This is a genomic window from Mesobacillus stamsii (assembly GCF_030814065.1).
Classification (GTDB): Bacteria; Bacillota; Bacilli; order Bacillales; family Cytobacillaceae; genus Mesobacillus; species Mesobacillus stamsii.
Window position 1 is genome coordinate 172,583 of sequence record NZ_JAUSUN010000002.1, and the last position, 22,167, is coordinate 194,749.

The 22,167-nt window shown below is 39.6% G+C and carries 19 protein-coding genes, 1 pseudogene and 1 riboswitch; of the genes and pseudogenes, 5 read left to right on the forward strand and 15 right to left on the reverse strand.

What is annotated here, in order from left to right; genetic code table 11:
- Positions 1-208: 208 nt before the first annotated feature.
- On the forward strand, positions 209-946 hold the full coding sequence (locus J2S25_RS02305) for a MurR/RpiR family transcriptional regulator (protein WP_307191130.1): 738 nt from the start codon (positions 209-211) through the stop codon (positions 944-946).
- A gap of 340 nt (positions 947-1,286) precedes the next feature.
- Here J2S25_RS02305 and J2S25_RS02310 read toward each other — a convergent pair whose 3' ends face one another.
- The 9 genes from J2S25_RS02310 to J2S25_RS02350 all read right to left on the reverse strand — a co-directional run bounded on the left by J2S25_RS02310 (position 1,287) and on the right by J2S25_RS02350 (position 13,652).
- Positions 1,287-2,609 (reverse strand): 6-phospho-alpha-glucosidase, encoded by a 1,323-nt coding sequence (locus J2S25_RS02310; protein ID WP_307191131.1) that lies wholly within the window; start codon positions 2,607-2,609, stop codon positions 1,287-1,289.
- Entirely contained in the window at positions 2,606-4,198 is a 1,593-nt protein-coding gene (locus tag J2S25_RS02315) for a PTS transporter subunit EIIC (protein WP_307191132.1), read from the reverse strand. Before J2S25_RS02315 ends, J2S25_RS02310 begins: the two co-directional genes overlap by 4 nt.
- 416 nt (positions 4,199-4,614) lie before the next feature.
- Positions 4,615-6,942, reverse strand: a complete 2,328-nt coding sequence (gene metE, locus J2S25_RS02320; protein ID WP_307191133.1) for a 5-methyltetrahydropteroyltriglutamate--homocysteine S-methyltransferase — start codon at positions 6,940-6,942, stop codon at positions 4,615-4,617.
- Between the two features lie 158 nt (positions 6,943-7,100).
- Positions 7,101-7,291: riboswitch (cobalamin riboswitch) on the reverse strand.
- Positions 7,292-7,624: 333 nt separating this feature from the next.
- Positions 7,625-8,542, reverse strand: a complete 918-nt coding sequence (locus J2S25_RS02325; RefSeq protein ID WP_307191134.1) for a glycerophosphodiester phosphodiesterase — start codon at positions 8,540-8,542, stop codon at positions 7,625-7,627.
- Between the two features lie 28 nt (positions 8,543-8,570).
- Entirely contained in the window at positions 8,571-9,323 is a 753-nt protein-coding gene (locus J2S25_RS02330; RefSeq protein WP_307191135.1) for a glycerophosphodiester phosphodiesterase, read from the reverse strand.
- Positions 9,324-9,398: 75 nt separating this feature from the next.
- The gene (locus J2S25_RS02335; protein WP_307191136.1) at positions 9,399-10,736 is read right to left on the reverse strand and encodes an ABC transporter substrate-binding protein; all 1,338 of its coding nucleotides are present in this window, start codon (positions 10,734-10,736) and stop codon (positions 9,399-9,401) included.
- A 38-nt stretch (positions 10,737-10,774) separates the two neighbouring features.
- Positions 10,775-11,587: a carbohydrate ABC transporter permease gene (locus J2S25_RS02340; RefSeq protein ID WP_044394094.1), complete on the reverse strand. Its 813-nt coding sequence runs from the start codon at positions 11,585-11,587 to the stop codon at positions 10,775-10,777.
- Positions 11,587-12,528: a carbohydrate ABC transporter permease gene (locus J2S25_RS02345; RefSeq protein ID WP_439117480.1), complete on the reverse strand. Its 942-nt coding sequence runs from the start codon at positions 12,526-12,528 to the stop codon at positions 11,587-11,589. Before J2S25_RS02345 ends, J2S25_RS02340 begins: the two co-directional genes overlap by 1 nt.
- 2 nt (positions 12,529-12,530) lie before the next feature.
- Positions 12,531-13,652 carry an ABC transporter ATP-binding protein gene (locus J2S25_RS02350; RefSeq protein WP_307191138.1) on the reverse strand — a complete coding sequence of 374 codons (1,122 nt, stop codon included), beginning with the start codon at positions 13,650-13,652 and terminating at the stop codon, positions 12,531-12,533.
- Between the two features lie 167 nt (positions 13,653-13,819).
- Here J2S25_RS02350 and J2S25_RS02355 point away from each other — a divergent pair, with 167 nt between their 5' ends.
- The gene (locus tag J2S25_RS02355) at positions 13,820-14,653 is read left to right on the forward strand and encodes a protein phosphatase 2C domain-containing protein (RefSeq protein WP_307191139.1); all 834 of its coding nucleotides are present in this window, start codon (positions 13,820-13,822) and stop codon (positions 14,651-14,653) included.
- Positions 14,654-14,717: 64 nt separating this feature from the next.
- Here J2S25_RS02355 and J2S25_RS02360 read toward each other — a convergent pair whose 3' ends face one another.
- The gene (locus J2S25_RS02360; RefSeq protein WP_307191140.1) at positions 14,718-15,062 is read right to left on the reverse strand and encodes a rhodanese-like domain-containing protein; all 345 of its coding nucleotides are present in this window, start codon (positions 15,060-15,062) and stop codon (positions 14,718-14,720) included.
- Positions 15,063-15,280: 218 nt separating this feature from the next.
- On the opposite strand from J2S25_RS02360, the gene J2S25_RS02365 reads away from it, so the two are divergent.
- Together J2S25_RS02365 and J2S25_RS02370 are read left to right on the forward strand one after the other, a co-directional pair.
- Complete coding sequence (locus tag J2S25_RS02365; protein ID WP_307191141.1) at positions 15,281-16,027, forward strand: ABC transporter ATP-binding protein; 747 nt, start codon at positions 15,281-15,283, stop codon at positions 16,025-16,027.
- Positions 16,024-16,776, forward strand: coding sequence for an ABC transporter permease (locus tag J2S25_RS02370; RefSeq protein ID WP_044394087.1), 753 nt, complete (start codon positions 16,024-16,026; stop codon positions 16,774-16,776). Before J2S25_RS02365 ends, J2S25_RS02370 begins: the two co-directional genes overlap by 4 nt.
- A 26-nt stretch (positions 16,777-16,802) precedes the next feature.
- Here the strand turns inward: J2S25_RS02370 and J2S25_RS02375 are convergent, their stop codons facing one another.
- Complete coding sequence (locus J2S25_RS02375; RefSeq protein ID WP_307191142.1) at positions 16,803-17,051, reverse strand: hypothetical protein; 249 nt, start codon at positions 17,049-17,051, stop codon at positions 16,803-16,805.
- Between the two features lie 75 nt (positions 17,052-17,126).
- Here J2S25_RS02375 and J2S25_RS02380 point away from each other — a divergent pair, with 75 nt between their 5' ends.
- On the forward strand, positions 17,127-17,831 hold the full coding sequence (locus J2S25_RS02380) for a GNAT family N-acetyltransferase (RefSeq protein WP_307191143.1): 705 nt from the start codon (positions 17,127-17,129) through the stop codon (positions 17,829-17,831).
- Here J2S25_RS02380 and J2S25_RS02385 read toward each other — a convergent pair.
- The 4 genes and pseudogenes from J2S25_RS02385 to J2S25_RS02400 all read right to left on the reverse strand — a co-directional run bounded on the left by J2S25_RS02385 (position 17,794) and on the right by J2S25_RS02400 (position 21,973).
- Positions 17,794-18,480, reverse strand: a complete 687-nt coding sequence (locus J2S25_RS02385; protein WP_307191144.1) for a hypothetical protein — start codon at positions 18,478-18,480, stop codon at positions 17,794-17,796. The two genes, J2S25_RS02380 and J2S25_RS02385, sit on opposite strands and share 38 nt — an antisense overlap.
- Before the next feature lie 506 nt (positions 18,481-18,986).
- Complete coding sequence (locus tag J2S25_RS02390) at positions 18,987-19,124, reverse strand: transposase (RefSeq protein ID WP_439117481.1); 138 nt, start codon at positions 19,122-19,124, stop codon at positions 18,987-18,989.
- 365 nt (positions 19,125-19,489) lie between these two features.
- Positions 19,490-20,077 (reverse strand): annotated as a pseudogene (locus tag J2S25_RS02395) (transposase); the annotation flags it as partial.
- A 462-nt stretch (positions 20,078-20,539) separates the two neighbouring features.
- Positions 20,540-21,973: a glycoside hydrolase family 1 protein gene (locus J2S25_RS02400; protein WP_307191145.1), complete on the reverse strand. Its 1,434-nt coding sequence runs from the start codon at positions 21,971-21,973 to the stop codon at positions 20,540-20,542.
- Positions 21,974-22,167 lie beyond the last annotated feature (194 nt).

Here is a 22,167-nt window from a genome sequence, read left to right on the forward strand (position 1 = left end):
TTACGTAAAAAACCTAGAAATCCCTCATCACCTTGGAAATTCAACAAAAAAGGGAAGGTGGGTCCCAATGCTTCCACTGAGCTTCTAGTTACCATCTAACGTGAAACAGAAATCAACTGTAAACGAAGTGTATAGTATAGTATAGTATAGTATATGTATAGATCGAGTATCATAACGTAAACTACTATAGTTACTAAGGTGATTGGTTATGCAATTTTTTGAAAGTGTAAAATTGAATCGAAATCGTTTAAGTCAGAATGAAGAAGACTTATTGACTTTCATTTTTGAGCATAAACATGAACTAAATTCACTTACTGTCCGCAAAATTTCGGAGGCTAATTATACTGTTCCAAACTCGGTTATTCGATTATGTAAAAAACTTGGGTTCTCGGGTTTTACTGAATTCAAAGATGCGTACCGTCATGCATTGTCCCAGCAAAGTACTATTATGAATATGACATCTCTTGATGAACAAATTATTAAAACAAAACAACTAATTAATGAAGATATTTTACAAAAGGTAATCGATAAAATTGAAAGTGCCGATCAGATTCTTTTCTTTGCCGTAGGATTATCAAGATTTGCTGCGGAAAGTCTTCACCATCGACTTCGAATTGTTGGGAAAATGAGTCACACCTTTGTTGATCCACATATAATGAAGCATAGCGCAAAATTAGTAGGACCGAATGACTTAACTTTTACTATAAGCGTAAGCGGATCTACAGATACCCCACTCCACGCGACTACTATCGCTAGAGCCGCTGGAGCTACAACAGTTAGTATTACTGGATTTTCAAACAACCCACTATCAAAACTAACCGATTATCAATTTTATGGAATGACATCAGAAACGTATATTGATGGGATTGATATTTCTGAACGTCTCAGCTTTCATTATTTAACGAATTATATTTTAAATGAGTATGTTAAAAAGTATCATTTATAGGAATATCTAGCGGAAAAACCATTCATTTTCCATTGTTTTTTTCTAAACTCATCACACGAAAAAAATTGCCATAATAGCTTTTATACCATTGGAAACAAGAGACTTTATTCCTTTTTCAATACTTCCTGAAAAATTTATGGCAGGTACTTTAGACGCAATTCTTGGTAATCCTTCATTAACTTTTCCTCGAATTGATTATTTGTAATCCACCTTTCCTTTGATCCGCAAATCATAGTACGGAAGGATTGTTTGGGAGTACTAATCACTGACTAATTAAAACAAAGCGAGATCCATAGGATCCCGCTCCTTGTAATGATTTTTTAGAGACAATCTGTTTACATTATTTTAACTCTGGCCAATATTCTTTATTAGCTTCAATTAGAGCATCTAGAACAAGTCTTGCCTTTTTGGCATCCACAATTGTACGATTTAACGTCAAAGCTTGAAGAGCCTTGGTGTATGATCCTTCAAGATATGCTTCGACCGTCAACTTTTCATATGCATGCTGACCTTCAATTAGTCCTTTATAGAACGATTCTATTTCTCCTACTGCATAAGGTGCAGGTCCATTAATACCTAATGATGCCGCTACCTCTATCATTACATCATTCGACAGATTAGAGACAATCCCGTTATTTGGAACAATAACAATATAGGTGCGCCGTAAGTTATTTGATATAGATGCTGCTACCTCTACAATCATATCACCATGTGCATCGTTATGAACAACTTGAGATTTTTTAGCTGTTCCTTTTAAAACAATATCTCGACATTCTTCAAAAACTTTCTTTTCACGACCTTCCATCACTTCGTTTGCGCGAGTATGATGACTATCCAACTTTGCCGCTTTATACTGTGGATATAAATAGTATTGCAGGTATGTGTTCGGTAGATATTCCGGAAAATCTCTTACCATATCTTCGACTAATGCGTACGTATCTAACCATGATTGATCACGTTGTTCCGCATCAACTGGGCGGAATCCACCCTGTAAAATCATCTCTTTTATTTTTGGCGCAAGGTCATTTCCATTTTCATCAAAAATATGTGTGAACCATCCAAAATGGTTAAGCCCGAAATATGTTGGTTCAAACTTATTGTAATCATAATTTATTAGGCGACCATAAGAGCGGAGTAAGTTAACTGGCTGGTCACAAATATTTAGAATTTTTTTGTCATCTGGAAACACTCTATCTAGTGCTAGTGCGACAATAGCAGCCGGGTTAGTGTAGTTTAAAATCCAAGCATCGGCACTATAATGTCTTACATCATTGACCATTTCAATCATATCCCGAATAGATCGCATTCCATATGCGAAACCACCAGCTCCACATGTTTCTTGCCCAATTACTCCAAAACCGAGCGGGATTTTTTCATCCTTTTCACGCATTGGATATCCACCTGTACGCATTTGACAGAAGACAAAATCCATATCGCTGTATGCTTCAATTTTGTTTGTGGTATAAGTAAATTCTACTTCTGGCGCTTCTTCAGCGAATAAAATCTTGGCAAACTCTCCTATTACTTCCTGACGTTCTTCGTCAACATCATATAGTACAACACGTTTTAACGGAAATTCATGTAAATGTTTTGTGAGTGCTTTTAAAATTCCCGGTGTCCATGTTGAACCTCCACCTACTAGTACTATGTTATGTTGTTTCATTTAGTCCAACTCCTTTTTACTTCTAAAGCTATTTTTTCGACTTGCGGCCCATAAACGACCTGAAGATTATTTTCATTTATTTTTACAATTCCTGCAGCTCCTGTTGCTTTTATTGCTGCTTCATCAATTTTGTCGATTGATCCTAGTACAAGTCGTAAGCGGGTGAAGCAATTCTCTACTTCTTTAATATTTTCTGATCCACCTAGTGCTGCTACGATTGCATCACCTTTATCGGAAGTGGTTGATGCGACCGTTTCTTTATAAGCATCAGGAGATAAATTCGAATCTTCTTCGCGACCTGGGGTTTTCACATCAAAACGCTCAATTACCCATTTAAAAACAAAGTAGTAAGAAATTGCATAAACAGCTCCTACAATAATTGTTGCAATCCAATTCGTTGATGTTCCTTGAAGTACTCCAAAAACGGCTAGGTCAATTATCCCGCCTTGAACGTTACCGATCGCTACATTCAAAATGTCCATTAAAAAGAATGACATACCTGCCATAAAAGCATGGAAGAAGAATAATAATGGTGATACAAATAAGAAAGCAAATTCTATTGGTTCTGTAATTCCAGTTGTGAAACTAGCAAGTGCTGCCGCATATAATAAACCTTTAACATGCTTCTTCTGACTTGGCTTGGCTGCTTTATACATTGCCAAGGTAGCAGCCGGAAGACCAAATACCATAAAAGGAATTTTTCCTTGCGCTAGAAAACGTGTAGCTTCCTGCATAACATTCCAATCAAAGGTACCCTGAGCTAGCAGTGTATTAAAAATATTTAACGCACCAACAGTCTGTTCCCCATTAATATCTGTTACGCCACCGACAGGTGTGAAACGAACTAGTTGGTTAAGGATATGATGCAAGCCAGTTGGTACAAGCAGGCGCTCGAATGACCCAAATAAAAATGAACCGACTGCTCCAGAGCTAGCTATGACTCCACCTACCCAAACAATTGCATCATTAAAGAATGGCCAGATGAAAAACATCCCTAAAGCAAGTATGGGAATTGTTACTGTGACAATAATCGGAATAAATCGTTTTCCACCAAAGAAGCTGATTGCCATAGGAAGCTCGATTTGGTAAAAACGATTGTGCATAAATGCCGTCCACATACCGACAATAATTCCACCAAATACATTCATACGGAAACTAAATATTCCAAGGACTAATTCATATTGAGATGCAATTGTGGTTGCTTCAAGTTCATTCAACCCATTCTCTTTAAGAGCATCAATTGATGTGGAATCTGGTGTAATTCCTTGAATACCTAGCACATAACTGATTGTGACATGAAATAAAAGAAATCCAATTATTGCTCCAAATGCAGCTGTTGCTTTCTCATCCTTCGCTAAACCGATGGCTACAGATACAGCAAAGAGGATCGGTAAATTTCCAAATAAAGTTCCAACTAACTTTCTAACAAATCCCAGAAATTGTTGAACAGTCTCGATTTGAACAAAACTTTCACCGACAATATTTGGGTTTTGAAGTACCGCGGCCAACCCTAAAAAGATACCCGCTGCAGCTATAATAGATATTGGCATCATCAGCGATTTTCCTAGTTTCTGCATAAACCCTTTCACTTTAGCTTCCTCCTTATTTATATTTTGTTTGATCGATCATGTTTAGATTATATAAATAACTGTAAACGTTTCCAATAGTATTCAGGTAAGTTCGCATAGATACACAAAGGTTATAACTGTACACATTTTCGTGTACAAATACACAAATGAATGGGGGGAGGGAAATTTATTTGAGAGGAATTTATTTATTGAAAAAAGGTATTGTGGATAACATAAAAAAAGACCGATCTCTATAAATAGAGAGACGATCAATTTTTAATAGAATTACATCTTATTTGTTAGTAGATGACTTCAGATTGAGATAGTAGAAGTGCGCTTCCAGCTAACATGGAACAGAATCGACTGTATACGAATTGTATAGTATTCAAAAAAAGTTTTAAGATAGAGTCCCACTTGCATACCATCATCTAAATTGATTACTCTTTTGCATTCACAAAAGCATTTGTTTCTTTGACGGGATACCCAACTGTCTCTCTCGTTTCCTTTGCTGCTTCGATCATGATTTTAAGTGCTTCGATGGTTTCTTCGGTTCCTCTTGTTTTCAGCCCGCAGTCTGGATTGATCCAGAATCGTTTTGGATCGAGGACTTTCAGGGCGCGTGAAATGTTGGTGGACATTTCCTCAATAGTTGGTACTCGTTTACTATGAATATCATAAACACCGAGCCCAATTCCCTTTTCATAGGTGGTATCTTCGAACGATTGGATAAGCTCTCCATGGCTTCGCGACGTTTCGATTGAAATTACATCAGCATCTAAAGCGTTGATGGCATCCATTATTTCCTCAAAATCGGAATAGCACATATGAGTGTGGATCTGGGTTTCATTTTTTACTGTGGAGACTGCCAGCTTAAAGGCGTGAACAGCTGCATTTAAGTAGTTGTCCCATTTTTCTTTTTTTAATGGCAAGCCCTCGCGAAGCGCCGGTTCGTCTACTTGAATCATCTGGATTCCATTCTTTTCGAGAATGTTAATTTCTTCTCTTAATGCAAGCGCGATCTGGTTAGCAACGGTAAACCGGGAAAGATCATCGCGTACAAAGGACCAGTTCAGGATGGTGATCGGACCTGTCAACATGCCTTTTACAGGCTTCGAAGTTAACGATTGGGCATAAACGGACTCTTTCAGCGTCATCGGAGCCAAAAATGCTACATCCCCAAAAATGAGCGGTGGTTTGACGCATCTGGAACCATATGACTGCACCCAGCCAAATTTCGTAAATTGAAAGCCGCCTAATTTCTCGCCAAAATATTCGACCATGTCGGTACGTTCAAATTCTCCATGGACAAAAACATCCAGTCCTAACTTTTCTTGAATTTCAATCCACTTTTTGATTTCAGCTTTGATAAAATCTTCATATTGTTCCGTGGTCAGCTCTTTTTTACGCCATTTTAACCGTTGCTTTCTGATTTCCTGTGTCTGCGGGAAGCTGCCAATGGTGGTTGTCGGCAAAATGGGCAACTGAAAAGCGGACTCCTGCAGTTTGCTGCGGCTTTCAAAAGGAGCTTGGCGCTCGGCGTTCATTGCTTCTAGATTGGCAGTAGCAAGCTGGACTTTTGTATTGTTTCGTTCAGGAGAACCATTCAACGTCTCAATTGCAGCTTTACTGGCTTTGATATCTTTCTCAATTGCTGCTTTTCCCTCTTTTACTCCTTTTGAAAGAAGAGCAACTTCCTGCAGTTTTTCATCTGCAAACGAAAGGGCATTTTTGAGAGTGGGCGTTAATTCAGTTTCATTATTCACAGTTATTGGTACATGCAAGAGGCTTGAAGCTGGCTGAATCATCAACTGTTCACACTTTGCTGCTGCAGCAATTTTTTCAAGAAGGGTGATTCGTTCTTCTATATTTGCTCGCCACACATTTCGCCCATCAATCACACCTGCTGCAAGCATTTTGTCCTGAGGGAAGCCGAACGTATTTAATGCTTTCAAGTTTTGCCCATCATCATGGACAAAATCTAAGCCAATTCCGTGCACAGGAAGACTTGTAATTTCTTCAAAATAATCAAGATGGTCAAAATACGTCTGTAAAATCATTTTTATTTTTGGAGCCGCTTTGGTTAGTGTCTCGTATGTTTCTTTCAACAAATGAATTTCTTCGGCAGATAGGGTAGTGCACAATATCGGTTCATCGATTTGAACCCACTCCACTCCAGCCGCTTCTAATTCACCTAGCATCTGGGCATACAGAGGGGTAAAAAGCTCCACCATATCCTTTAATTCTTGTTGATCGTACCCTTTGGCCAGTTTTACGAACGTCACCGGACCGAGAATAACGGGTTTCCCATTGATCCCGAGTTTTTGTTTTGCTTCTTGATAAAAATGAAGCGGACGATTTTCCACAAATGCTGGATTTCGTTGATTTAACTCAGGGACGATATAATGGTAATTGGTGTTAAACCATTTAGTCATTTCTGATGCAACTGCAGAACGATTTCCTCGGGCAATGTCAAAATAGGTTTCGAGTGGCACTTTGCCTCCTTTGTATTCAAACCGTTCTGGTACAAGGCCAAACATCATTGCGGTATCGAGCACATGATCATACATGCTAAAGTCGCCAACAGGAATTAGATCAATCCCTTGATCCAACTGCTTTTTAAGATGATCCAAACGAAACTCTTGCATTTGCAGCAAAAAAGTTTCTTTTTCCATCTTGCCCGACCAAAAGTGTTCAAGCGCCTTTTTCCATTCACGATGCTCCCCGATCCGCGGGTAACCTAAATTTGTACTAATTACGTTTTTCAATGTGAAACACTCCTCGTTTTGTTTTAAAAAAATAGGTGAAACAACGAAAAAAATCCCTCTTTTTTGGGGAAAAGAGAGATCAATGCGCATCGTTAATTAAAGCTGAGAGAGAATCCCTCTCAACTCTGCGTATTTCACTTGCTCTATACACCCGTAGAGTAAAGTGCGTACAACAGGCAGGTCTCCTGGCTCTGGTTCACCGCTCCTTATCCCTTCCCATTTCTAGCGAAACAGTGGCTTAACGATAAGTCGCTCCCCAATACAGTGGCGGGACCGCGCCGGCTTCTCACCGGTCTTCCCTTTTAACTAAACAGCAAAGCTGCTCAGCACCTGAAGCAAACAGAGATACAGTTCTCGATAAAAAAACAGAAAACTGTAAACAAATATTAAAAATTTTTTAAATTTAATAAAAATACTAGCATGAGAAGAGGCTGGTGTCAAAAGATTACTCTTTGTTCTAATATATAGATGGTGAAAAATTCAAATTGCTGGCATTTCCTCTTTTCCTTCAAAACCTGTCCGAAGTTCGCCCTAGTTCGGACTACTTTTCCCCTTTTCCTGCTAAACCTGTCCGAACTTGGCTCTAGTTCGGACTACTTTTCCTCTTTTTCGCCGAAACCTGTCCGAACTTCGCCCCAGTTCGGACTACTTTTCCTCTTTTCCTGCTAAACCTGTCCGAACTTCACTTAATTAATCCAACTAACTTATCTGGAGTGTTTGTGAATTGGCCGTCGACTCCTTGGGAGAGGAGGGTTGTCATTTCTTTTTGGGTATTGATGGTCCATGGGTGAACGACGAGCTTGTTCTGATGGGCATTTTGGATGAATTGGGGTGTTACCAGCTCTTTGCTTGGTCCGATTCCATAGGCATAATCGGAGATTCGCTTGAATTCTTGGGATGGATCTTTGCCTTTTAGCATTTTTGCTGTGTAGAGTTGAATAAGCTTGACTTGTGGTACGATTGATTTTAGCTTGCGCAGGCTGTCCTCACTGAATGATTCGATAATGAGGTTGGGATCGTCGAGGATTTCGTTGCTTTTTAAAATATTGATCAATTTTTCTTCCATTCCAGGATAGATATTTGGAGCTTTTGTTTCTATATAAAGGCTTACTTTCCCGTCAGCCTGCTGTTTTACAAATTTAATCGCTTCGTCTAATGTTGGTACTGGCTGACCTAGGTAGTCTTTTTGAGCTAGCTTCGGGTTTGCCTGATTGAACCAAGCGCCAGCATCTAAACGCTGGATTTCTTTTAAAGTAAAATCTTTTACTCGCCATGGAGCGCGATGTGGATATATTTGTTTAACGTTCGTAGTTCTAGCGAGTGTTTCATCGTGCATCGCGATTAATTGGCCGTCCTTTGTCATTTGCAAGTCGATCTCTACATAATCTGCTTTCATTTGAATGGCCTGTTTATAGGCTGGCAATGTATGTTCCGGCCCATACGCGGACGCACCGCGATGGGCAATTACCGAAACAGTTACAATAATCGGGGCTTGGTTAACATTGTTTTGCCTTGACGCCAATGCATGAATCGCCCAGGGAACCGCTATCGGTATCAAAAAAACAAGACAAGCAAGACCAGCTAGCATTAGGTTCTTCATGATAAACATCCTTCGTGTTTGTTAAGTGTTAACGCTTATTTCTTATCGCAATCGCTCTTTCGGGAAAATCGGTAATAATCGCTTGGACTTGTACGTCTAACAGTTGGCCAATTTCCGCTGGATCGTTTACCGTCCAAACGCGTATTTTATCATATAATTCCCTTGCACCGATTTGATACTCCTCAGGAGGGGGCAATACCATTTTTTTATGAACATGCAAAGCCTCGAGGTCCAGCATGTTCATATGATCGATTGGAAAAGAAATTTTATTATTGACTAACCAGGCAATATTCGCGTCGGGAGCTACTTTTTTCATTCGCATTAACGACGGCAAATGGAAGGAAGAATACACAACTTTTCGATTGTTGCCATACTTTTTCACGATCGAATGCACTTTTTCTTCTATGCCCTCATAAACCACCGCATACGTTTTTAACTCAATATTTAGCTCCGTAGGATAGGGGGCCATTAACTCCAGTACTTCCTGCAAAGTAGGCACCGTTTCCGAATCCCACTCTTCCTCGTAGTCTGGTAATAGAACAAACCGACTTCCCGCACTAACTTGTTTTATTTCGGATAATGTCTGATCTTTAATCCAGCCTGTTCCATTTGTCGTCCGGTCTAGTGTTTCATCATGGATGACGACCACTTCTCCATCTAGTGTCAAGTGGACATCTAATTCGATTCCTTCCACACCTTGGTCGATTGCTTTTTTAAAACTAAGCAAGGTATTTTCAGGGTAGCTGCCTTTTGCTCCGCGATGGCCATAAATCTTCGTCATGTGATCACCTTTTCCTTTTATGATAAAAAAGAAAAAGCATGGCTGCCCACACCTTTTCCTTTTTCCAATGATCGGTTAGTTTCCTCTTGCTTTGTTCGCCTGTTGGATAGCATCGTTAAACTGCTGTACAGCTGTTTTATAGGTGCTATCTACGTTTTCACCATTATATACCGTTTCAAGTGCTGACTCAATAATTTTACGGCCTTCAGGAAGCATGTCCATTAATGCACCTTGAGTGGCATAGGATGGTTTTGTTGATTGCAATTGATCTACTGTTACTTTTAATTGCGGTTTCTCTGCCCAAGCATCTTTGACGAGCTTTTCTTCATAGGCAGCAGGGTTGATCGCAAAATAACCTGTTCCGACATGCCATTTCGCTTGAACTTCAGGTTTTTGAAGGTATTTCATGAATTCCCAAGCAGCCTGAGATTCTGCTTCTGGTTTGCCATCCATCATCCATAAGCTTGCACCACCGATAACAACACCTTGGCGCTCTTTGTTCTCAGGATGCGGAAGGAAAGCAATTCCAACTTCGAATGGAGCATTATCGATGATGTCTCTGGCGCTAGCTGAAGATTGGAGGAACATGGAAACATCCCCTGCCAAGAAACCAGCGACCATGTTATCGCCATTTGTACCATAATTTGCGAAAGTACCATCATCCACCATATTTTTTACCCAGTTGAAAATCGACTTTCCTTCTTCTTCACTCCAGCCAATGCTGGTTGGCGTTCCAGTACGGCCATTATCCTTGTTTAACAATAAGGCACCTTGGTTTGCAAGAAGCTGTTCCCATAACCAACCGTAAGCCTGTAGTGCAAAACCTTTCATTTTTGGATTTGACTCTGTGATCGCTTTTGCTGCTTTTTCCACTTCTTCATACGTCGCAGGTGCTTGATCCACGTTCAGGCCAGCTGCTTTAAAGGCATCTTTGTTATAGTACATAACTGGCGTAGAAGAGTTAAATGGCATGGAATAAAACTTTCCATCCAACGAATAGTATTTGGTGATATTTTCTTCCAAGCTGCTCATGTCATATTGATCTTTGTCCACAAATTGCTGAATCGGAAGAATGTTTCCACTGTTAATCATTGACTTTGTTCCGATTTCAAAAGTTTGCATCATCGTTGGCGAGCTATCGGTACCCGCAACCGCATTGAATTTCGTCAGCGCTTCATCATAAGTTCCCTGGAATTCAGCCTTTACCTGAATTTTATCTTGAGAATTATTGAAGTCATCGACGATGCTGTCTAACGTCTCCTGACCCGCACCACTCATCGAATGCCAAAAGGTGACAACTTGTTTTTCACCTGTTGTGTCTTTAGTACTGGCTTGGGATGTGTTACTCCCGCTGGAACAGGCCGATAGCAGCAAAAGAATCCCTATTGTAACAAGCAACATCATTTTCTTCATTTTTTTCTTCTCCTTTTATGGTTGAATGTGGAAAACCGTTATTTGACTGCACCTTCCGTTAATCCTTTTTGCAACTTCTTTTGACCAAGGAACAGCAGCAGTAAGGTCGGGATAATGACGATGACGGCACCCGCCATCATGACACCCCATTGGTTCAATTGTTCCTGGGTTTGCAATTGCTTCAAACCGATTTGAATCGTACGAACCGTTTCATTCGTCGATGCTAAAAGCGGCCATAAATACATATTCCAGGAAGTTAAAAAGCCATAAATTCCAAGTGTTACCAAACTTGTTCTGGAAACTGGCAAGACGACTGATAAAAAGAAGCGAAAATCGCCCATTCCAGCAATCAGGCTTGCTTCACGCAATTCCTTTGGGATTTGTTTGAAATTTTGCCGCAATAAGAAGGTTCCAAAAGTTGTCGCGAAAAACGGAACAGTCAATCCTGCATAAGAATCAATCCAGCCTAAATTTCGGATCGTGTGAAAGTTTGGAATAACCGACGCTTCAAAAGGAACCATCATCGTCGCGATAAAAAGAAAGAAGAGGAAATCCCTTCCTTTAAATTCCAAAAACACAAACGCATAGGCCGCCAATGCTGATAAAGTAAGCTGTCCAAGCGTAATGAGCATCGATACGATCAAGCTGTTAAAAAGAAAGTGAAGGAATGGCAAGCGCTCAAACGCCGCTATATAATTATCAAACGTAAACGTCGTCGGAAGGCTTCCGGTCAAAATATCCTGGTTGGTCATAAAACTCATCACGATTGCCATGAGCGCGGGACCTGCAAGCAGGAGGGCCGAAATGATCAACAGTACATAAAAAATCAGTTTCTTTCCTGTTGAGAGCATCACTGATAATGCACCTTCCTTTCGCCCAACTTAAATTGAAGGGCAGTCATCAGTAAAATCAGGATGAATAACACGACGGCCTGCGCACTGGCAGATCCAAACTGATAGTTCACGAAAGCTTCCCGATAAATCGAATAGACGATTAAATTTGTCTCATTGGCTGGACCGCCTTTTGTTAAAATATCAATCTGGCCAAACGTTTGAAACGAATGGATGATCGAGACGGTAATCACAAAGAAGAAGGTTGGCGAAAGCATCGGGATCGTAATTCTACGAAGCTTGTAAAAATAGCCGGAGCCTTCAATATCTGCACTTTCATAGAGAGACGAATCGATCGATTGCATTCCGCCCAGCAAGATCAAAAAAGTAAAGCCAATGTTCATCCATATCGTCGTGATCGACACAGCGAGAAGCGCCCACTTTGGATCCGTCAGCCACTCAATCCCCCCTGCCCCAAATGCTTCAAGGATTTTATTCAAAAGTCCCATCGTCGGATGGAATAAATACAGCCAAAATACGGAAGCGGCCGCAACTGATACTCCCATCGTCGAAGAAAAAATCGTTCGGAAAAAGCCAATCCCTTTTAATTTTTCATTGGCAATCACAGCTAAAGCAAAACTAATGATAACCGTTGGCGGAACCGTAAGAAACACAAATAAAAAGGTGTTTTTAACACTTTTTAAAAAAATCGGATCGACAAACAGTGCTTTGTAATTCTCCCACCCAACAAAAACAGTGGTTGCCCCTTGTGCATTGGTCAGAAAGAAGCTTAAGTAAATGGTCTGAAACATGGGATAGAACACGAAAACACTAAATAATATAATCGAAGGAAGTAAGAACAACATGCCTTTGAAAAAACTTTTCAGCCGGCTTTTCCGTTTTACTCGTTCTACTTGGCTGAGATATGCTTCTTCATTCGTTTCGATAGTGGGGGCGATCATACTCATACGGTTACAGCCCCTTGGCTTGTTTCTAGTTCTGCCGATTTGATCAATTCCCCTGAATCTGCATCAAAGAATAACAAGTTTTCCGGCTTCATTTGCACAAGTACTTTCTGCCCGAATTCGATCTGCCACTGCCCCGGCCATTTTGCCGTCCACAATTCTGAACCTACTTCAAACGCAATCAGCGTTTCATTTCCTAACTGCTCCACATTCACTGCTTCCAGCTTATACATATTTTCTTTTTTCGCTAAGCAAGGCTCCAAATGTTCTGCACGAATGCCCACTGTTAATTTCCGGTCCTTCGGAATATGGTGGAAAACAGCTGGGTCCACTGGAATATGCAGTTCGTCTTCAATGATGAGGTGTTTCGCATTTTCTGAAAAAACAGCATTCCCTAAATTAATTTTTGGCGATCCGATAAAAGAGGCGACGAACAAGTTTTCCGGCTCATTATAAAGCGTAATAGGCTTTCCAATTTGCTGGATCTTTCCATCGTTTAAGACCATGATTCGGTCTCCCATCGTCATCGCTTCAACCTGGTCATGCGTTACATAAACCATCGTCAGCCCTAACTTTTTTTGCAGCCGGCGAATTTCAACCCGCATATTGGCGCGAAGTTTTGCATCTAAATTGGAAAGAGGTTCGTCCATTAAACAGAGTGGTGCATGACTTACAACAGCACGTCCAAGTGCGACCCGCTGTCGTTGGCCTCCCGAAAGTTCCCTCGGTTTCCGTTTCAGCAAATCTTGAAGCCCCAACATTTCTACCGCGTCATGAAGTCTTCGCATCTGTTCTTGTTTCTCTACTTTTCGGCCTTTTAAGCCAAATAGAATATTCTCTTTTACTGATAAATGTGGATATAAGGCATAATTTTGAAAAACCATTGATAAATTCCGGTCCTTTGGTGGGAGATGGTTCACCGTTTGACCATTTATTTTCAAAACCCCGCCGGAAATTTCCTCCAGTCCTGCTATCATTCTAAGCAACGTACTTTTTCCGGAACCGGAAGGTCCAACGAGTACAAAAAACTCTCCCTCTTCTATGGACAAATCAATTCCGTTGAGCACGTCCTTTTGTTTATCATATGATTTAGCGATATTGATCAGATCAATCTGACTCATACTAGGCCTCCCTTCTAATTGACTAGATTATTAAAACATAATTTTTTTTAAAAAATGGGCTATTTACAAATTGTTTAGGTAGAATTTACACTTTATTTATCTTTTTAATATTAGAATAAAGCACAACAGGAGAAGTTTTCAGATTGGAAACGAGAGGAGCAGGCTAAATGGGAAAGGTTCAAGTATGTTCGGAACGAGGTAGCTCTTTGATCAATGAGGATGCTTTCATCCTCAATGAAAAAGCGCAAATTTATGGAGTCGTAGATGGGGCAACTTCTGTTTCACCCTACCAAAATACGAAAGGGGAAACAGGGGGCTATATCGCTTCCCAGCTTTTGGCTACCTTTTTTCAACAAGCCTCAAAAACGCAAAGCTTGCGAGACATTGTCTTAGAAGCGAATCAAGCACTTCGAAGCGCCATGGTAGAAGCAGGGGTCGATGTTAGCCAAAAAGCGGATCTTTGGTGTGCCGCTTTTATCATTGTTCGAATAAACGAAACCAATATTGAGTACATACAAGCTGGAGATTGTATGCTATTCGCAAAATACGAAGACAATACAATCAGGGTAATGACCCATTCCCAAGTAGCTCATCTCGATGGAATGACCCTGAAAAAAGCGATGGACCTACGGAAACAAGGAAAAACTTCGAGGGACCACTTGCTGCCGACATTGCGGGCAAATCGAACAAAAGCAAATACATTGTCAGGTTATTCAGTCTTAAATGGAGAGCCTCCATTTGCCGATTTTCTCGAAGCAGGCGTCTTCAACCGCGCTTGCTTAAGCAAACTCTATTTAATCAGCGATGGATTATTTTCCCCAACTGAATCTGCGGAGGAAAAAATAAACTGGGAACAAATGATCGATCAAATGGATAAAAAGGGCCTTAGTAGCTACACAAAAGAGTTAATCGCCACAGAAGAGGCAGATCCCGATTGCATCCGATATCCTCGACTCAAACGATCCGATGATAAAACAGGAATCATCATCGATTTACCATAGAGGCGAGAGAAAATAAAACAAAAGAAGCAAAAGATACGCCACGCCCCTTTGCTTCTTAAAATTATTACTCTGTCGGAAAGCCTTCCTTTTTCCAGCGATCCATACCGCCCTCTAAGTGGGAAAGCTTTTTAAAGCCTAGTTTTAATAAAGTGTTCGCAGCTGCCTGGCTGCGATGGCCAGTTTTGCAAATAAGAATAAGCGGGGTATCCGCCGAGTACTGGCTGGCTACCTCCTTTTCTTGTCCCCAAGGAAAGGATTTTGCCCCCTCTATATGTCCCGATTGGTACTCCATTTGAGTTCGAACGTCCAGAATAACTGGTTTTGGACTCTCGTTCCATTTTTCCAAGATGTCTTGCGGACTAAGATTCTCTAATGGTTTTGGGTGGCGAAATAAATTGAATAGATTCATTTAAACCCCAACTTTCGTTTTTTTGTCGTTATGGACTATTTTAACCGATTTCGAGGGTACGAAACTTCCCTTTCGAAAAATAAAGTACTTGAATTGACATACCTGCTAGGAAAGAGTAACTTCATACATATTGGGAAATTTAGGTCCAACGGGACTATTCAGGTAAGGAACCGCAGTATCAAGCTAGTATCCCATTTATCGAGTTAGGGTGAAAAATCATGCAAAAACTGATAGCTGTTGAAAATATATTGAAAAACAATCTTCATGGACAGGCAATTTTAAACGGAATCACTGCCAGTATCATCGAAGGGGAACTGATCACGATCATTGGCCCCTCAGGTTCCGGAAAAAGCACGTTTTTATCATTAATAAACAGAATGACAGACCCGGATGCAGGCACACTCTTTTATAAAGCGAAACCTTATTTAGAGATGGATGTCCTGCAATTGCGCAAAAAAATCGGCATGGTGTTTCAAATGCCGACGATGCTGCCTGGAACTGTACGGGATAATTTACTCGTCGGGCCAAAACTCTTCCGTGAAACAGTAACAGAGGAGGAACTGGACAATCTATTGGATCAAGTGGCTCTTCCCCGATCGATAAAAGAACAGGAAGCCCGTTCCCTTTCCGGCGGCCAAAAACAACGTGTTTCTTTAGCACGCACTTTGGCTAACCGGCCTGAGGTGCTGCTTTTAGATGAAGTCACTGCCTCCCTTGATCCACACAGTTCTGAGGGGATCGAAGAATTAATTCAAGAATTGCATCGACAGCAAGGAACAACCATTTTGTGGGTAACCCACAATTTAAAGCAGGCCAAAAAAATCGGACAATACACATGGGTATTCGCAGATGGGAAAATCGTCGAACAAGGAAAAACGATCGAGGTTTTTGAACGCCCACTCCATAACGTAACCAAAGATTTCATCGCCGACGCTTTTGACAAGGAGGAAGTCCTCACACTATGAGTACCACGGCTTTGTTTTTTACATTAATATTCGTAGCGTTTGCTATATTGTTATCCTTTTGGCAACGGATTGGGCTGGAAAAGGACATCATGATCGGCACCATTCGGGCTGCCGTGCAATTAATTGCTGTCGGATATGTTCTCCAGTTCATTTTCCAATTGAAATCCTGGAGTCTCATTATCCTGATGCTTGCGATTATGATTACCGTCGCAACCTTAAACGCAAGAAAAAAAGGGAAAGGCCTTCCAGGGGTAAGCTGGAGGATTGCAGTTGCTATTACATCTACAGAAATTTTAACGATGGGGTTGCTTGTCGGGTTAAAAATCATCCAAACTACTCCTCAGTACATCATACCGATCAGCGGTATGATTATCGGAAATGGAATGGTCGTCTCCGGTCTCTTTTTCAATCGCTTAAAATCAGAAATGGAAACTCGTCGAGAAGAAATAAATGTGTATCTGGCTCTTGGCGCAACTTCTAAGCAGGCGGTTTCGAGCGTGATGCAAAACACTGTGAAAGCTTCCATGCTTCCAACCATTGACGGCATGAAAACAGTCGGCCTCGTCCAGCTCCCTGGAATGATGACCGGTATGATTGTAGCAGGTGCAAACCCAATTGTAGCCGTCCGTTATCAAATATTAATCATGTACTCCTTCACCTCCGCCGCTGCGATTACTGCCATCTTACTTGGAATATTAACCCACCGGCTCCTGTTTACCAAAGCCCATCAATTGATCGACCATCTGTAAGCGAAACAGCATCTTTCGAATAGGGGTCAACCTAGCAGTTTGGATAGGAAATAAAGATAAAAAAACAGAGCTAAAGAAGCAACACCTGTAACTAATACCGAAACCGACAGTAGCGGATGGCTCTTTTGTGATAAAAACACACCTGAAACAACGACTTCTAGCACAAAAAGAACGGCCCATAAAATATTGGTTGGTGAAAATAGCGCACCAGCCAGAAAATTTAAGATGAACAAGAGATTTACTAATACAAATAGACTGAGAAGAAGTTTTTTCATAAAATTGTCACCTTTTTCTTTTTTCTTTATAATAACAAATAATAACAAGTTATAATTTTATTTAGGAGAAATTCGATGCATATTCGAAATTGTTCCAGAGCCGTGATAGTAAATGAATTTAACGAAGTTCTTCTTGAAAAATCCGAATTTAAAGATAAAAGAGTAATTTCTATGGAGGAAAATATGAGTTTTGAAAATCATCTAAAGAATATTCCTGAGTTCGAGACTGATCGTTTATTTTTAAGAAAGTTATGTTTTGGTGACTTAGATGATGTCCATGAATTTTGTTCCAATCCAAATGTTGCAGCTCCTATGACCTGGGAAACCAATAAGACGAAAGAAACAACACTTCAATTTTTAGAAGATGTTATCAACGGTTATGTTAACGGTGAAACTGGTGAATGGGGAATACTCTTAAAAGAAACTAAAAAAGTAATTGGAGTTGCTGCAATAATTGATTGGAGTAATAAACACAAAAGTATGGAAATTGGTTACTTTTTATCAGAACAATATTGGGGGAAAGGAATTATAACAGAAGCCTTAGAAAAAATCATTGAATATGGTTTTGCTGAGTTATCGGCTAATCGGATAGAAGGAAGATGCGATACTGATAACATTGGTTCTCAAAAAGTGATGAAAAAATTAGGTATGAAATATGAAGGGACATTACGTAAAAACGAATTTATTAAAGGTGAATTTCGTGATACTCAATTTTATTCAATCCTTGCAAATGAATTCAATGTTAATAAGACAATGATTCATAAACTTGGCTTCCTTTAAATGAAAACCAAGTTTTTGCATGCTCATTCGCTATTTTTATAGTTCCCTTTAAATCAATCGCAATTACCCCATCGTGAGTAGAATTAACAATTGCATTCACTTGATATCTCTCTCTATATACTTCTTCAATAAAGTTTACTAGTGACCCTGCTACCTGTAAGGAGGACAAAACTGAAGAAAATGATGGTTTAATAAAATAGAACTGGTTCATTTGATCTTTTGATATTTCATTTTTCATCCATATTGGGGCTAGTACAGCTTGATCGGATCGTACACTGATAGTTTCGTCATTTGTTATAAAGGTTAGAGGTACCTTATTATTGCTACTGTCCTTCTCGTACTCTTTTCTCAACCAATCAATCGACTCATTTGACGTAATAAATAGATAGTCATTCCGGTCCTCGAATTCAAATAATTCAACGATCGATCTTTTAATATCAAAAAAATTTATAAAAATAGGAACAATCGGATTAGGTATGTCCTTTAATTCTTTTTGAAAAAAAGAGGGTGTTATAATGACCATGGGATTCACCATCATATCCATTAAGTTGTTAATAGAATATACACAAGCTGTACGGTAACCCATCTCTTGAAATAGATCTTTCATTTCGTCCTCATAAAGATCCTTTATTTTATAAAGGGCAATCATAAAGTCCCTCCTCATCATGAAAAAGTTGTGAATTAGTTATCAAAATGACCAGCTAAATATTTTCAGGACAGTCAAAGAAATCTTCCTCATGTAATGTAATGGAATAAATAGTATCCATCACACCAATATAGTCCAAAAGTGAAGGGTTTTACTTCATTTAACTTATAATTCTTACACTTTACTTCGATAAAAAGAAGCTTAACTCCTTGTATTGTATTTATAATTATTTTTTTATTATTAAGTCACTAGTGTTACATAAATAATGTCGAAATTTTCAGTTTAATAATTTTCCTCTATTTAGAGCCAAAAAAGTAATTACCTAAACAAATGAGGCGGCATCTTGCTTTTTGGCTCTCCTTTCTATTTTTCGGCTACTCGCAGTTTTGAGTGGGATACCCCTCCATTTAACAACTTACAAGGGTAGTAGTATCAATTAGTCCTGTCAAGGAAAGCACTTGACAGGACTAATTGATACTACTGGGTGGTCTGTAAGTTAAATGAAGGAGCTACTCTGATAACTTTGTTACCCTTAAATCTAACCCACCTGCAATAAGGTAGATCATTGTTATTAGGTTTTTGGTTGAACGATATCCTCTTGCTTGGCGTTTAGCAGCTTGAATTAAGCCGTTGGTTGCCTCGAGGATACCATTTTGATACGACTCTTAAACCATTGAAGGATCCCACCACGATGTTTGTGTACACTTTTCGAATCCAGATATGGGCTGGTTTCCACAATGCAGCCCTTAAGGGTACGCCTGCTGTATAGATGCATTGCACGCGTTCTCCTCAAAAGATGTGGATGCAGATGAGGCACATCGTCTTTTGTTAGCTTTGACTTTCGTTCATAAACTTTTATTTTCCTTTGAGATTCCGTACTTTCCTATCTCAGACAGTAGTGTTTTATTGATTGTTCCTAATTGAATCTCCTCCTGATCATGATGTTTTACAACTACATGATAAAGAATGATGCCGAAATTTTTCATTAAAAATAGTGGAAAATATAAGGTTTATAGTAAAAATCGACATTAAGAAAATATCGGCATAAGGGCCATAATGCCGATATAAGCATTATGGCCCAGCGTGATTTATACATGTCTGAAATTTCGTCTGGTTCCAAATCAAAATCGGTTGGTAAGCAACTAAAGCAAGTTGCCTCTTGAATCGATCACTTTTAGGAGACGGAATTAATTTTCAGCCCGGTTTTGCGTCGTGCCGATCAACACCATTTGATTAGACAAAACAGCTGAGTCATCAGGGATCTTAAAGTCGTAAACCTTCCGAATGACTGCGTTTTTCTTCAGCCTGGTCAAAAAGAAAAAGCCATCATCCGTCATACGGTCAAAGCGTTCGTAATCAAGATATCCCCGGTCAAAGACATACATCCCTATCATCGACCATTACCTCAAGCTGACCGCGGTCGTGTTCACTGGCTTTGGTCATCACTGCCTTTTCGGGGTAGGAGATTCCTTTATGATTCCGTCGTTACCTTTTTTGTATAGTAATCTAATTTCATGGTTTTCACTTGTTCTTCAAAAGTTTTGAGATTTATTGGAGAAAACCATTGTCCAAATAAAGTTTTTCGTGTAATCTTGTCCATGCGTAAGTCCTTTTTTAGTGGATTTGGACGGGTTACCACCTGAATTATCTATTATAAAGGACTTTTTCTTTGCGTAAAACAAAAATAATGAAGATTTCGAGTTTTTTAATATTAAATTTTAATTAGTGAAACACTAGTGTTATACACCCTTAACATAAAGACCTTCACTGTCACCAGCCAAGCCTATTAGTGGTCGGATTCCATGGATTGACAACAATGGAATCATTAAAAGACGTGAACTTGCCTTGTACATTGTTCCAGTCTAATTTTTTAATGTCCAATGACTGTGACCCGAGAAAAGGATACCTTGAGGATACTTAATATGGATTTCCAACGTAAAATATCCAACCTATCCGGTAAAAAAGTTCCTAAAAAAGTAATTTGTGCGGTTCGTGTCGAATAGCTCTCTATTAGATTTATTTTGGAGAGGGATACTGAAACACTTTCATGAATTACTAAAAGCTAAATACCATTCCTTGCAATCACGTCCTGATACCAGTAATAGCTCTTCTTCTTAATCCTGCGCAAGTCTTTTTGATCTTCTTCATTGCGGTTTATATACACGAAACCATAGCGTTTTTGATAGCCATTTAGCCAGCTAAGAAGATCGGTAAAGGACCATGCACAGTACCCTAAAACTTCTACTCCATCAGAGATTGCGTCTTGAATGGCGGAAATATGAGATTCAAGGTATTTAATCCTGTAGTCATCGTTGATTATTTCGTCTTCTTCGACATTATCATATTCACCAAGTCCATTTTCTGTAATAAGCACTGGTAATTGATAACGTCCTGTAATTCTGCGCAAAGCAATACGGATTCCTTGTGGATCTATTTCCCAATCCCAGTTTGAAGTTTCAACAAAAGGATTATCTGTGGTTTTATAAAGGCCTGGTACTCCCGATTGCACTGTTGACCCCTTTTTCCCAGTAGTATTTTTTACACCAATTCCAACTCCGCCTTCAATTGGATTTTTTTCAACTGCAGAAGTACGGTAATAGTTCACTCCCATAAAATCAGGTTTCACAGATTGCAATAATTCCAAATCACCTTCTCTAATTTGTGGTGCCATTCCATTCTTAACCAAATACATCCAAGCTGATTTCGGATAAATGCCCCATACATAAACATCCATCCAAAAATAATTATTCAAATCTTCACAGTTCTCGAATGCCAAGACATTGTCAGGATTAGAATTTAACGGATAATATGGTCTATAGGCAAAGCTTGGTCCAATTTTACCATTCGGAACAAGCTCATGGAAGGATTGAATTGCTCTTGCATTAGCCAGATTAGCATTATGATTCGCCTGATACATGCGTTTCTTATCTCGAATTCCAGGAGGATGAAGCCCTGTATCATAACTATATCCAATAAAATAATTTTGTTCGTTCATAGAAATCCAATATTTAACTCTATCTCCGTAACGCTTGAATAATGTCATTGCATAATTATTAAAGTCTTCTATTATTTGACGGGATTCCCAGCCCCCATATTGCTCCAGCAGAGCCTGGGGAAGGTCCCAATGATATAAAGTGATAATAGGTTCAATATTATAGGCAAGCAATTCATCAATTAAATTATCATAAAATTGCAGGCCCCTTTCATTTACTTCTCCATTTCCAGATGGAAAAATTCTACTCCAAGCAATAGAAAAACGATATGTCTTCAAACCTTGCTCAGCCATTAGCTTCACATCTTCTTTATAGCGGTGATAATGGTCCACAGCGACATCACCATTCGTACCCTTAAATGTCGTCCCTTCCTTACGAACAAAAATATCCCAAACAGAAGGTCCTTTTCCATCTTCCTTCCATGCACCTTCAACTTGATAAGCTGCAGATGCAGCTCCCCATAAAAATTCTTTCGGGAAAGGAGTTTTTTCGAGATGTTCCATCTTGTACCCTCCATTATTACTTATTTTCAATTACGGCGTAATAGTGTCCGTCCATCACTTCTCCGTCAACCTGTCTACCAACTATTCCATTTCGTTTCACATCACATATAGCAGGTCCCTTGCTACCCTCATTCCAAAAACCTTTCGCGGTTAGCAGTGATAGCTCCGCCCAAATTTATTAGAAACGTTTTAAT